The following is a 12176-nucleotide window of genomic DNA, read 5'->3' as shown; positions in this document are numbered from 1 at the left end:
ACAGGCCGATGCAAAGCGACCGATCGCAAAAAAACTCCCGCCGATCGGGGCCGCTCGCCGGCCTCAAGGTCATTGATCTCACCCATGTCATGGCGGGGCCGACCTGCACGTTGATGCTGGCCGACATGGGCGCCGACGTCATCAAGATCGAGAAATCGCCGAACGGTGATGACACCCGCCATTCCGTGCCGCCGAAGATCGGCGACGAGGCGGCGTCGTTCCTGATGATGAACCGCAACAAGCGCGGCATCGTGCTGGATCTGAAGACCGACGGCGGTAAACAGGTCTTGCTGCGGCTGATCGCGGACGCCGACGTGCTGGTGGAGAATTTCGCGCCGGGTGCGATGGAGCGCCTCGGCTTCGGTTATGAGGCGCTGCACGAGAAATTCCCGGCGCTGATCTATTGCTCGCTGTCGGGTTTTGGCCGCACCGGCCCCTACAAGCACCGCCGCGGCTTTGATCTGGTCGCGCAGGCCATGAGCGGCATCATGAGCTTTACCGGCGAGCGTCCCGACGGCCCGCCGGTGAAATGCGGCCCGCCGCTGTCCGACATCACCGCCGGGCTGCTCGCGAGCATGGGAATTCTGGCCGCCTACACCCATCGCCTCAAGACCGGGGAAGGGCAGTGGGTCGAGACCTCGCTTTATGAAGCAGCCCTGGTGCAGACCTATTGGCAGTCGACCATCGCGCTTGCCGCCGGCACCGCGCCGCGCGCGATGGGTTCGGCGCATCCGCTCAACGCACCGTATCAGGCCTTTGAGGCCTCCGACGGCTGGCTCGTGGTCGGCGGCGCCAACAAGAAGCATTGGCTCTTGATGCTGGAAGCGCTCGGCGCGAGCGAGCTCGCCGCCGATCCGCGCTTTGTCACCGGCGCCGACCGCATGGCGCATCTCAAAGAGCTCGAAGCGGTCCTGAGCGCGCGCTTCCGCACGAAGTCGCGCGCGCATTGGCTCGCCGCACTCGACGACAAGGGCGTGCCCTGCGGACCCGTGCACGACATGCTGGAGGCGCTGAGCGATCCGCAGACGCTGGCGCGCGAAATGGTGGTCGAGGTCGAGCACTCCACGCTCGGCCCGGTGAAGACGATCGGACTGCCGGTCAAGTTCTCTGAGACACCCGGCAAGGTTCTCTCGGGCGCGCCCGTCTACGGCGAGCACACCCGCGAGGTGCTGGCGGAGCACGGGTTCAGCGACCAGGAAATCGAAACCTTCGAGCAGCAGGGCGCAATCGTGTCCGCCTCAGGGAGGCGCGAGGAACGCGTCGCCTGAGCGGGCGCCGCAACGACAGACACAAGACCAACAAAATAATCAAAAAATCAGCCGGAGGGAATCATGGGTCGCACGTCAAGTTTTCTGCTGTCCGCAGCCGCACTCGTGTTCGCTGGCGCCACGCCTGCGCTCGCGGCCTGGCAGCCGCAGAAGCCGATCGAGTTCGTCGCGACCGCAGGTCCAGGCGGCGGTACCGACAACATCGCCCGCGCGGTGCAGAACATCATCACCAAGTACAAGCTGACCGACCAGCCGATCGTCGTCGTCAACAAGGCCGGCGGCAGCGGCGCCGAAGGCTACGTCTACGGCAAGGCGTCCGCCGGCGATCCCTACAAGGTGATCTTCGGCACCTCGAACGCCTGGCAGCAGCCGCTCGTCTCCAAGGTCGCCTTCAACTACACCGATCTCACCCCGATCGCCGCCATGGCGCAGGACGAGTTCCTGCTCTGGGTCAAGCAGGACTCGCCCTACAAGACCGCGCCCGACTATCTGAAGGCTGCGGCCACGGGCGATTTCAAGATGGGCGGCGCGCAGTCCAAGGACACCGACGAGGTCCTGACCCGCATGATCGAGAAGGCCGGTCACGTGAAGCTGACCTACATCCCCTTCAAGAGCGGCGCTGAAACAGCCGTGCAGCTCGCCGGCGGGCACATCGATTCCCACGTCAACAATCCCAGCGAAAGCCTCGGGCAATGGCGCGGCGGCACCCAGCGACCGCTCTGTGTCTTCAGTCCGAAGCGGCTGCCGCAGGGCGCCAAGATCACCGCGACCGAAGGCTGGAGCGATGTGCCGACCTGCGTCGAGCAGGGCCTCGACATCGCGCAATACGAGCAGCCGCGCACCGTGTGGCTGCCCGGCAAGGTCACGCCGGACCAGGCGGCGTTCTACATCGACCTCATGAAGAAGGTGCAGGCCACGCCGGAATGGAAGGACTACATCGAGAAGAGCTCGCAGATCGACACGTTCCTCACCGGTGCCGAATTCGACAAGTTCATCAAGGAGGACCTCGAACACCTCAGGCAGGTCGCAAGCGAGCAGGGCTGGCTCATCAAGCCATGATGTCCCCTTATCTCGCGCCCAGCTGGAGTCTCTGATGATCTCGCGCCGCGCCCTTGAACTCGCGACCGCCATCCTCACCGGCAGTTTTGGCGTCGTGGTGGTGGTCTCCAGCCTGGACAACGGCATCGGTTGGTCGAGCGCGGGCGTGGATTCCGGCACATTCCCGTTCCTGACCGGAATCATCATCGTGCTCGGCAGCCTCTACAATCTGGTGCGGGGTGTTCTGCCGGCCACGTCACTCGCCAACGTTCCCGTCGCGATTACGCCGATCGAGCTGCGCCGGCTGGCCGGCCTGTTCGTGCCGGCTGCGATCTTCGTGGCGGCGATTCCGCTGCTCGGAATGTATCTTGCTTCCGCCCTCTACATCTTTGCCGTGATTGCGATACCCCGGCATCAATCGCTGCTTCGCTCGCTGGCGATGGCGGCGGCCACTGCGCTCGCGCTCTATGTCGTGTTCGAGCGCATGTTCCAGGTGTCGCTCCCGCACGGCGCGCTCGCCGCCGCGTTCGGCTTCTGAGGAGAGGCCGATGGACAATCTCGGGGAACTCCTGCACGGCTTCACCATCGCGGTCACGCTGCCGCATCTGGCGCTGATGGTGGTCGGCGTGCTGCTCGGCATTCTCGTCGGCGTGCTGCCGGGGCTGGGTGCGCCGAACGGCGTGTCGCTGCTGCTGCCGTTGACCTTTGGCATGCAGCCGGTCTCGGCCATCATCCTGCTCTCCAGCATGTATTGGGGCGCGCTGTTCGGCGGCTCGGTGACCTCGATCCTGTTCAACATCCCCGGAGAGCCATCGTCGGTTGCCACCACTTTCGATGGTTACCCGATGGCGCGCGACGGACGGCCGACCACCGCGCTCGCCACCGCCTTCGGCTCGGCGGCGTTCGGCGCGCTGGTCGGCGTCATCCTGATCACCTTCCTGGCGTCATGGGTGGCGCAGGTCGCGCTCGCGTTCGGGCCTGCGGAATATTTCGCGGTCTATTTCCTCGCCTTTGCCAGCTTCGTCGGCATGGGTGGTGCTGCGCCGATCAAGACCGTGGTGGCGCTCGCGATCGGCTTTGCGATCGCCGCCATCGGCATCGACACCGTTTCCGGCAGCGTGCGCCTCACCATGGGCATCGACGAATTGGTGAAGGGCGTGAACTTCGTCGTTGCGGTGATGGGGCTGTTCGGCATCGGTGAGCTCTTGGTCGCGGTCGAGGAGGAGTTTCACGCCCGCGCCGTGTCATCGAAGATTGAATGGCGCGAGGTGTTTCGCGCAATCGGCCGCTTGCCACGCCATAGCGTCGCATTGCTGCGCAGCGCCGCGATCGGCTGCTGGATGGGGATCACGCCGGGCGGCCCGACGGCGGCGTCCTTCATGAGCTACGGCATCGCCCGCCGCTTCTCGCGTCGCGGCCGCTACTTTGGCACGGGCGAGGTCGAAGGCATCATCTCGCCCGAGACCGCCGATCACGCGGCCGGCACCAGCGCGCTGCTGCCGATGCTCTCGCTCGGCATTCCCGGCTCGGCCACCGCAGCCGTGATGATGGGAGGGCTGATGATCTGGGGCCTCAATCCCGGGCCGATGCTGTTCGTCGACCAAAAGGACTTTGTGTGGGGCCTGATCGCCTCGATGTATGTCGGCAACATCGTCGCGGTTGTGCTGGTGCTGCTCACCGTTCCGGTGTTCGCAGCCCTGATGCGGATTCCCTTCGTGATCATCGCGCCGCTGATCGTGATCATCTGCGTCGTCGGCGCCTATTCGGTGTCGAACTCCTATCTCGACGTAGTCATGATGCTCGGCTTCGGCGTCGTCGGCTATCTCTTCAAGAAGCTGTTCTATCCCCTGGCGCCGCTGGTGCTCGCGATCGTCATCGGCGACAAGGCCGAGGATGCGTTCCGGCAGTCGATGCTGATGTCCAAGGGATCGCTCGGGATCTTCTTTGCAAACAAGCTGGTGACGAGCCTGGTGGTGGGCGGCATCGTGCTGTTGCTGCTTCCGCTCGTGTTGCAGCTCGCGCGCCTGCTGCGCAAGCCCGCGCCACCCACCACCGAGACGACGGCCCAGGAAAAGGTGACCATATGACCGCAAAGCCGCTCATTGCGCTCGCAATGGGAGATCCCGCCGGCATCAGCCCGGAGCTGACCGCGATGCTCGTCGCACTGGACGAGGTCCGCGCCCGTTGCCGCCTCGTCGTAATCGGCGACCGCCGCATCTTCGAGGAGGGCGCGCGCGTTGCCGGCGTCGCGCCGGAGCTGACGACAGTGGAGAGAAGCGCCGACCTTCGCGCTACGAAAGGCGATGCGCTGTTCGTCGATCTCGGCCATCTCGATCCCAAAGCGGTCGAACCGAAAACCGCGACCCTTGCCGGCGGACAATTCGCACTGGCCAACTACCGGCACGCGCTCGAGCTCGGCCGCGACGGACGCGTCGACGCCGTCTGCTTCACGCCGTTCAACAAGCAGGCGATGCGGCTGGCCCGCGCCGACTATGACGACGAGATCGCGTTCTCCGCGGAGATCGCCGGCCTCAAGACCCCGGCCAGCGAATTCAACGTGCTGGGCGAGCTCTGGAACGCGCGGGTCACCTCGCATATTCCTCTCAAGGACGTCGCTGCAAGGCTGTCCGGCGACCGTATTCATCGTGCGCTGACGCTGACCGATGCCTGCATGCGCAACGCCGGCTTTGCGCGTCCCCGCATTGCAGTCGCGGGTCTCAATCCGCATGCCGGCGACGGCGGCAATTTCGGCCGCGAGGAGATCGACATCATCGCGCCTGCGGTCGAAGCGGGCCAGCGCGAGGGCATCGCCGTCGAGGGGCCGTTCCCGGCCGACACAGTGTTCCTGCGCGCCAAGGCCGGCGCCTTCGATGCGGTGCTGACGATGTATCACGACCAGGGCCAGATCGCGATGAAGCTGATGGGGTTCGATCGCGGCGTCACCTTGCTCGGCGGCTTCCCGTTTCCGATCTGCACGCCCGCGCACGGCACCGCCTACGACATCGCAGGCCAGGGCATCGCATCGACCGGCGCGACCCGCGCGGCGGTGCTGCTTGCGGCGGAGATGGCCGCGCGCCGAGCATGATGCCAGCGTTTGGACGCTGGCGCTATTTCGGGAGAGGCGCCGTCAGCACCTTGTCGTCCGTATCCACCACGAAGACAGCAAGCAGCTTGGCGGGCTCGGTATCGCTGGCGTTGCTGCTGATGGCATGGTGATCGCCTGGCTTCTCGGAGAAATTCTCTCCCTTGTGAAACACCTTGGCGGGTTCGTCATTGACCTGACTGCGTATCGCGCCTTCCAGCACGGTGGCATAGATGAACGCGGAGCGGGCGTGGATGTGGGCCGGTGAGGAGCCTCCGGGGCCATACTCGACCAGCACGCCCTTCATGCTCTTGCCCGGTACATTTGGCAGCGCCTGGTCGAATACAACGCTCACTTTGGCGGACGCCGCTGCGGGCTGCGGCTCGGCTGCCGGTGCCACCAGGATGGACGCGGCATAAACCGCTGTCGCGATCAGCAATCTGCGCATGGAATTCCCTTCATTGCCGTGGTTGCGGTGGATGGGTGATCCTCAGACAGTCGTGAGCCATGTCGCGAGCGGCGTTTTTCCGAGCCGCGCCTCGCCGAGCGGGACCAGCGACGTGTCGTGAATGGCGGTGCCGTAATACTGCGCCTTTGGGTCTCCCTCCACCGGCCGGCTGTCGCCAGACGCTTTCAGGCGGCGCGCAACGAACTCGTTGAACGGAGCCTTCTCGGGGCCCGCGATGTCGATCGTGCCGTTCAGCGGCTGGCCTGTTGCGACCTCCGCGAGGCGATCGGCAACGTCGTCGGACGCGATGGGCTGGAACAACGCCGAGGGAACGACGATCTTGCCCCCGGCCACACCCGCCTCGCCGATGGCGCCGAGGAATTCGAAGAACTGGGTGGCACGCACGATCGAGTAGGGGATCGGCGAGGCCTTGACGATGGTCTCCTGCGCGAGCTTGGCCCGAAAATAGGCGATGTCGGGCGAGCGATCGGTTCCCACGATCGACAGCGCCACGTGATGCTTGACGGCCGCTGCGGCCTCGGCCGTGGCGAGGTTCTTGCTCGACCGCTCAAAGAACTCGAGCACGGCGGCAGGCTCCCACGACGGCGCGTTGGCCACGTCGACCACGACATCCGCGCCAGCGAGGGCCGCAGCCAGACCTTCCCCGGTCACGGCGTTCACGCCCGATTTCGGCGAGGCCGCCACGGCCTCGTGGCCCTTCTGCTTGAGCTTCGCCACGAGCTTGGATCCGATCAACCCCGTTCCGCCGATGACGACGATCTTCATGGCATGTCTCCTCAGCATGGTCGAAAGCGTGAGTTGACCAAAGCCAACGATGCTCACGCTCTCACGTCGATGAACGTGATGCGACGCGACCCTATCCGAGCAATGCGGCGGGCTCTTGCCTGGAACGGGCCTGCGTTGCCGAAAAACGCCCAAACCGCCAGATGCGAACGCGATGGCATCCCCGCGGATGGCCGGATCGAAGCCCAGGGCGGGAAGATTGCTCGGCCCACGCGGCGCCTCGGATTATTGCACCGAGATCAATGTTCTCATTGCTCCGATTTGCATCAGGTATTATACTCAAAATTAGACCAAATGTACTGAGGTGTGTTTGCGTCGACAGCAACAGGCAACAAGATGGACTTGAACTATCTCGATGTGTTTCTGGCATTCCTCGGAATGACCTTTGGGCTGCCTTCAGTGCTGCCGGGCCTCTTTTTCCAGCGAAAGGTCGGGCCGCAACGCACGTCGCGGGCAACGTCGATCGACGCCGCCCCGACGGCCCTCGATGAGGGCGCTTCTGCGACCCGAGCAAGCCGCGACGCTCACCTTCGGTAGCGTCATTTGGATCTCCTGCACGGGAGTGCCTTCGGCGTGACTGGTCGACGTTACGACGGTTCGCGCATTCCCAGCCGCTCGACGAACCGCAGCAGGTAACCATCCGGATCCTGGACGAGAAATTCGCGCTGCCCGACTTCCTGGTCGCCGACCCGATACCAGGCTTCATTCGGCGGCTCGTAGAGCGGCCATTTGGCATCGTCGAGAGCCTTCAGCATCGGCGCGATGCGATCGACGACCATCTGAAAATTGATGCCGCGTCCAAACGGGCGTCGCATCTCGGACGTCTCCCAGCGTCCGTTCAATTCGCAGAGCATCACCTGCACGCGCCCCCTGACCAGATACGCAAACCGGGCGTCGGGACGGTCGTAGGCGATGTCGAAGCCGAGCAGGTCTTTCCAGAACGACAAGCTGACTTGAATGTTGGAAACGCCGAGTTCGGGGACGAGATCGGCAAAGCCGTCTCGCGGTGCATGGCCCGAGCTATCGGAGGTCGCGCGCGAGGTAGGGTCTGACAGCTTGGACATTGCGGCGTAACGGACCTGGCCGTCTCACTTGCGGCTGCGTTGCGAGGCTTTCGCCGCTCGGGCCTTGGGCGCTCGATTCAGATCGATATCGGTACCCTTGGTCGCAGCATTGGCCGCCCGCTTCGGCACATTGCCGAAGACGCCTGCATTGTCTTCCCTCAGCGCGTGCTCGACGCATCCCTGGATGTGCGACGCCATGATCGTCTGGGCGCGTTTCCAATCGCGGGCAAGAGCGGCCTCGAGCAGCACCTGATGCTCGCGTGCTGCGATTTCTCCGCGGAACACGACGGCGATCATCTGATAGCGCAAATAGCGATCGTAAGCGCCGGCATGGGCGTCCAGCAGGACTTTCGATCCGCAAGCCGAGATCAGGGAATGGTGGAAGTCCCAGTCGCACTGTTTCCACAGCTCCTGATCCTGGCGCTGCCCCTCCAGCATCCGCTTTTCCATCACGCCCAATTTGTAGTGGGCGGATACCACGCGGCCCTCCCAGTCGAGATCGCCCGCGGAAAAGGATTGCTCGAGCGCGTGGTTCTCCAGCAGAAGGCGCAGCTCGGCAACCTGCCTGAACTCGTCCGCCGACACCGGCGCGACCTCGAAGCCGCGCTGGCCCTCGGCGACGATCAGGCTTTCCGCGCACATGCGGTTCAAGAGCTCGCGCAGCGTGCTGATGGACGTGCCGTAGCTTTCGCTGACCCGCTCGAGCCTCAGTTTGTGTCCGGGCGGCAGGACGCCGAAGATGATGTCGGAGCGGATCCGCCGATAAACGGATTCGCCAACCGTCTCGGTCGTTGAGCTTTTCGTCAGCACTGGAGGCCTCTCATGATCCCTGAGTCTAGCATGTTTGACGCTGCGCGCATGGCTCATTCCAGTGGTTTCAGCGCAGCGTCCAGCGCACCGGCTGCGTCCATGGCCGCCCGCCAGGCAAAGACGATGGCAGGCCCGATCATCGTTCCGGGGCCCGGATACGTACCGTGGAAGATCGAGGCGGCATCGTTGCCGATGGCGTACAGTCCCCTGATCGGGCGTTCGCCGCCCGATTGCAGGACGCGGCCATTGGAATCGGTGCGCAGACCGGCGCTGCTCGCCAGATCCGAGGGCCACACGGTCACGGCATAACAGGGGCCGGGGACAATCGGTCTGAGGCACGGATTGGGCTTGTTCGCGGGATCACCGTTGAACGGGTTGAGCTCGGTTGTGCCGCGCCCGAATTCCGCGTCGATACCGCTTCGGGCGAAGGCGTTGTAGCTTTCGATCGTGCGGGACAGCGCATCGTCGTCCACGCCCAGCCTGTCCGCGAGCACGGCGATGGTGTTGCCCTCCACCAGATAGCCGGCGGCAATGAAAGGGCGGAGGTCGCGCGTGCCGGGATGAACGAGCCCGATGCCGAAATCCGCGATGAAGCTCCCGTCGCAGATCAGGTGGGCCGGAATGCTCGCGGCTGAACGGTTCGAGCGCAGCATGCCCTCGACGAAGTCGTGATAGGACCCGGCCTCGTTGACGAAACGGCGCCCACTGCCATCGACTGCCAGCAGTCCGGGTTTGGCGCGGTCGAGCATGATGTGCGGAAAGACCGAAAGGTGGCCGTCGGGCTGCTGCATCACCGAGCTCGGCATCCACAGGGCCGGGCTTGCCAGCGTTCGGTCGATCTCTCCGGATGCGCGCTCGCCGGCGAGGAGGCCGTCACCGGTGTTGGAGGTTGGGGCCAGCGAGTAGCGACGCGCGTCCTCCGGCAGCAGCCGCTCGCGGAGCTCTTGGCTCCAGCCGATGCCGCCGGTCGCCAGCACGACGCCCCGGTGCGCCCGGATCGCAAGGTCTCCCGACGGCGAGCTCAGCACGGCGCCAACGATGTCGTCGCCGTCGCGGACCAGGTCCTTCAGCGCGGTCTGATAGCGGATATCGACGGCCAGACGCCGCAGATCGTAGAGCAGCCGCCCGACCAGCGCGTTGCCCATGATGAGGCGCGTGCCGCGTTTGAAGCGGAGCCGATCGGCGGCATGGCGGAGCAGCAATCCGAGCGCGTGGATGAAGTTGCGCCATGCACCGAACGGCCGGACCAGCGCGTGAATGTCGGCTTTGCCGACCATCATGCCGCCCAGCACCATGAATTCCCGGCGCGGCGGCCGCACACGCGCAAAGTCCGGGCCGAGCTTGCGGCCGTCAAACGGAAGAGTTCCAAGCGCCCGCCCTCCAATTGCGGCACCTGGCAGGTCGCGATAGTCCGGGTGAACCGGCGGGGGCGCGAAAGCGACGCTCGTGCGCCGTTCGAGATAGTCGAGAACGACCGGCCCCGAGTCGAGGTAAGCGGCAAGCCGTTGGTCGCAGGCGTTCGCACCGAGCAGGGCCAGGAGATAGGTCTTGGCGGCCGCGATCGAGTCCGGCACGCCCGCGACCGTGCTTTGCCGGCTGCCGGGGATCCAGACCGAGCCCGCCGATGTCGCGGTCGTTCCGCCAACAACGTCGGACTTCTCGCAGAGGACGACGCGAAGTCCTTGGAGGGTGCCGACCAGAGCCGCCGTCATCCCGGCAGCACCAGCCCCGACGATCAGGAGATCGGTCTCGCTGTCCCAGCGCCGGTCAGCGGAGGAAGGCATGAGGCCTCACAAAAATCCGATCGAGATCCACGGAATGAACGCCACCAGCAACAGGCCGACGATCAACGCGACAATGTAGCCCGCGATCGGCTTCAGCCCTGCATCCGGATGCACCTTGCTGATCGCGCAGGCCGCATAATAGCCGACACCGAAGGGCGGGGCGAACAGGCCCACGCCCATCGCCAGAATGATGACCATTGCGTAGTGGACTTCGTGGACGCCGACCTGCTTTGCGATCGGGAACAGCAGGGGACCGAAAAGCACGATCGCGGGGATTCCCTCGAGCACGCTGCCGAGCACGACGAAAGCGGCGATCGAGACCAGGAGAAACGTCGGCACCCCGCCCGGCAGGCCGGTCATGGCGGAGGCGAGGTCGCGGGAGAAGCCGGATTGCGTGAGCGACCAGGCCATGCTCGTCGCGGCGCCGATGATGAGGAGAATGGCGCCTGACAGCGCCGCCGTCTCGACCAGCATCGGATAGAGGCGGCGCCAGTCGAATTGGCGGTAGATCAGAAGGCCGGCGAGCGCCGCATAGGCAATGCCGATGGTGGAGACCTCGGTCGCCGTGGCCACGCCCTCGATGACGGCGGCGCGGATCACGAAGGGAAGGGCGATTGCAGGCAAGGCAATGACGAAGGAGCGCGCGATCTCGCGGGCTGAGGCCTTGGTGATATGCGAGAGATCCTCACCGCGATTGCGTCGCCAGACCACGAAGCAGAGGATCGCGCCGACCACGAGGCCCGGCAACAGTCCGCCGGTGAACAGCGCGGCGATCGAGACGCCGGTAACTGACCCGACGGTGATCAGCACGAGGCTCGGCGGGATCGTCTCGGTCTGCGCCCCCGTCGCGGACAGCAGCGCAACCAACTCGCCCGGCTTCGATCCTCGCGCCTTCATCTCCGGGAACAGCGCAGGCGCGATGGCCGCCATGTCGGCTGCCTTCGAGCCGGAGATACCGGACACGAGATACATCGCGCCGATCAGGACGTAGGAGAGGCCGCCGCGAACATGGGCGAGCAGGCTTGCCAGGAAGTTGACCATTGCGCGCGCCATGCCGGTCATCTCGATCAGTAGCCCGAGGAAGACGAACAGCGGCACCGACAGCAGGATCAGGTGCGACATGCCTTCCTCGATCCGCCCGACCACGACGACGATTGGCGTGTCCGTCGTCAGCATTTGATAGCCGAATGTCGCGAGCCCGAAGGCAAACGCGATCGGGACGCCGGCGAAGATCAGTGCGGCGACGATGCCGACGAAGAAGATCAGCAGATTGAGGTTGCCGAGATTTTCGAAAGTCGGTTGCAGCAAGGTGAGCCCGCCGACCAGTATCGCGGCGGCACCGACGGCGCCGGCGATATGGCGCCAATTGCCGGCCTCGGCAAGCCTGATGAAGCCGATCAGGATCATGACGGCAAAGCCCACCGGCAGTGCGGCCGCGCGCCATGCGTCCGAGATCTGCATCGCCGGTGTCGTCACCGGAATCTCGTCGGCCGCAAACTCATACGCTGACGGCAGGATCAGGATCAGGAAGGTGAGGGCGCCGACGATTGCGACGACGTCGAGGGCCAGGCGAACCGGCGGCGACAGCATTCCAACGATCGCGGTCATGCGCATGTGCTCGGCGCGATGCAATGCGACCGCAGAGCCGAGCATGGCGAGCCACAGGAACAAGGTCGATGCCAGCTCGTCCGACCAGATGATCGGATGATGGAATACGTAGCGGGCGATGACGCCGCCGAGCAGCACGAGCACCTCAAGCAGGACGAGCGCTGCGGTCGGAATCGCGATGATCGTCCCGAGCGCCCGATCCACCTTGCGCAGCAATGTCCTGGGCGGCGTCACCGCCGCCAGGCCATCGGACTGCATCTGGCCGCTTTC

At 65.0% G+C, this 12176-nt stretch carries 12 protein-coding genes; 6 read left to right on the top strand and 6 right to left on the bottom strand.

What is annotated here, in order from left to right; all coding sequences use genetic code 11:
• Positions 1-8 precede the first annotated feature (8 nt).
• The 5 genes from ACPPVR_RS23940 to ACPPVR_RS23920 all read left to right on the top strand — a co-directional run bounded on the left by ACPPVR_RS23940 (position 9) and on the right by ACPPVR_RS23920 (position 5391).
• Complete coding sequence (locus tag ACPPVR_RS23940; protein ID WP_426609035.1) at positions 9-1268, top strand: CaiB/BaiF CoA transferase family protein; 1260 nt, start codon at positions 9-11, stop codon at positions 1266-1268.
• 63 nt (positions 1269-1331) lie between these two features.
• Entirely contained in the window at positions 1332-2327 is a 996-nt protein-coding gene (locus ACPPVR_RS23935; RefSeq protein ID WP_426609034.1) for a Bug family tripartite tricarboxylate transporter substrate binding protein, read from the top strand.
• 34 nt (positions 2328-2361) lie between these two features.
• Positions 2362-2844, top strand: coding sequence for a tripartite tricarboxylate transporter TctB family protein (locus tag ACPPVR_RS23930; protein ID WP_426609033.1), 483 nt, complete (start codon positions 2362-2364; stop codon positions 2842-2844).
• 10 nt (positions 2845-2854) lie between these two features.
• Positions 2855-4393 carry a tripartite tricarboxylate transporter permease gene (locus ACPPVR_RS23925; protein WP_426609032.1) on the top strand — a complete coding sequence of 513 codons (1539 nt, stop codon included), beginning with the start codon at positions 2855-2857 and terminating at the stop codon, positions 4391-4393.
• On the top strand, positions 4390-5391 hold the full coding sequence (locus tag ACPPVR_RS23920) for a 4-hydroxythreonine-4-phosphate dehydrogenase PdxA (protein ID WP_426609031.1): 1002 nt from the start codon (positions 4390-4392) through the stop codon (positions 5389-5391). The genes ACPPVR_RS23925 and ACPPVR_RS23920 overlap by 4 nt, the downstream gene beginning before the upstream one ends.
• A gap of 22 nt (positions 5392-5413) precedes the next feature.
• On the opposite strand, the gene ACPPVR_RS23915 is transcribed toward ACPPVR_RS23920, so the two are convergent.
• Positions 5414-5836, bottom strand: coding sequence for a cupin domain-containing protein (locus ACPPVR_RS23915; protein WP_426609030.1), 423 nt, complete (start codon positions 5834-5836; stop codon positions 5414-5416).
• Between the two features lie 42 nt (positions 5837-5878).
• Complete coding sequence (locus tag ACPPVR_RS23910) at positions 5879-6622, bottom strand: SDR family oxidoreductase (protein WP_426609029.1); 744 nt, start codon at positions 6620-6622, stop codon at positions 5879-5881.
• A 360-nt stretch (positions 6623-6982) separates the two neighbouring features.
• On the opposite strand from ACPPVR_RS23910, the gene ACPPVR_RS23905 reads away from it, so the two are divergent.
• Entirely contained in the window at positions 6983-7177 is a 195-nt protein-coding gene (locus tag ACPPVR_RS23905; RefSeq protein WP_426609028.1) for a hypothetical protein, read from the top strand.
• 50 nt (positions 7178-7227) lie between these two features.
• Here ACPPVR_RS23905 and ACPPVR_RS23900 read toward each other — a convergent pair whose 3' ends face one another.
• Genes ACPPVR_RS23900 through ACPPVR_RS23885 form a run of 4 tightly spaced genes read right to left on the bottom strand, consistent with a single transcriptional unit; the run spans position 7228 to position 12164 of the window.
• Positions 7228-7704, bottom strand: coding sequence for a bleomycin resistance protein (locus ACPPVR_RS23900; protein ID WP_426609027.1), 477 nt, complete (start codon positions 7702-7704; stop codon positions 7228-7230).
• Positions 7705-7728: 24 nt separating this feature from the next.
• A complete protein-coding gene (locus tag ACPPVR_RS23895; RefSeq protein WP_426616170.1) occupies positions 7729-8511 on the bottom strand; it encodes a GntR family transcriptional regulator in 783 nt (260 codons plus the stop codon).
• 56 nt (positions 8512-8567) lie between these two features.
• Positions 8568-10298 carry an FAD-dependent oxidoreductase gene (locus ACPPVR_RS23890; RefSeq protein WP_426609026.1) on the bottom strand — a complete coding sequence of 577 codons (1731 nt, stop codon included), beginning with the start codon at positions 10296-10298 and terminating at the stop codon, positions 8568-8570.
• A gap of 6 nt (positions 10299-10304) precedes the next feature.
• Positions 10305-12164, bottom strand: coding sequence for a TRAP transporter large permease subunit (locus ACPPVR_RS23885; RefSeq protein WP_426609025.1), 1860 nt, complete (start codon positions 12162-12164; stop codon positions 10305-10307).
• Positions 12165-12176: the final 12 nt, after the last annotated feature.

It is taken from the genome of Bradyrhizobium sp. McL0616 (assembly GCF_049993385.1).
GTDB lineage: Bacteria > Pseudomonadota > Alphaproteobacteria > Rhizobiales > Xanthobacteraceae > Bradyrhizobium.
Note: the sequence above shows the minus strand (reverse complement) of the source record. Positions and strands in the feature narration are given on the sequence as shown.

Excerpts from the sequence above, each read along its gene's own strand:
- ACPPVR_RS23940 (WP_426609035.1), top strand. The coding sequence starts at position 9 with ATGCAAAGCGACCGATCGCAAAAAAACTCCCGCCGATCGGGGCCGCTC.
- ACPPVR_RS23935 (WP_426609034.1), top strand. The coding sequence starts at position 1,332 with ATGGGTCGCACGTCAAGTTTTCTGCTGTCCGCAGCCGCACTCGTGTTC.
- ACPPVR_RS23930 (WP_426609033.1), top strand. The coding sequence starts at position 2,362 with ATGATCTCGCGCCGCGCCCTTGAACTCGCGACCGCCATCCTCACCGGC.
- ACPPVR_RS23925 (WP_426609032.1), top strand. The coding sequence starts at position 2,855 with ATGGACAATCTCGGGGAACTCCTGCACGGCTTCACCATCGCGGTCACG.
- ACPPVR_RS23920 (WP_426609031.1), top strand. The coding sequence starts at position 4,390 with ATGACCGCAAAGCCGCTCATTGCGCTCGCAATGGGAGATCCCGCCGGC.
- ACPPVR_RS23915 (WP_426609030.1), bottom strand. The coding sequence starts at position 5,836 with ATGCGCAGATTGCTGATCGCGACAGCGGTTTATGCCGCGTCCATCCTG.
- ACPPVR_RS23910 (WP_426609029.1), bottom strand. The coding sequence starts at position 6,622 with ATGAAGATCGTCGTCATCGGCGGAACGGGGTTGATCGGATCCAAGCTC.
- ACPPVR_RS23900 (WP_426609027.1), bottom strand. The coding sequence starts at position 7,704 with ATGTCCAAGCTGTCAGACCCTACCTCGCGCGCGACCTCCGATAGCTCG.
- ACPPVR_RS23890 (WP_426609026.1), bottom strand. The coding sequence starts at position 10,298 with ATGCCTTCCTCCGCTGACCGGCGCTGGGACAGCGAGACCGATCTCCTG.
- ACPPVR_RS23885 (WP_426609025.1), bottom strand. The coding sequence starts at position 12,164 with ATGCAGTCCGATGGCCTGGCGGCGGTGACGCCGCCCAGGACATTGCTG.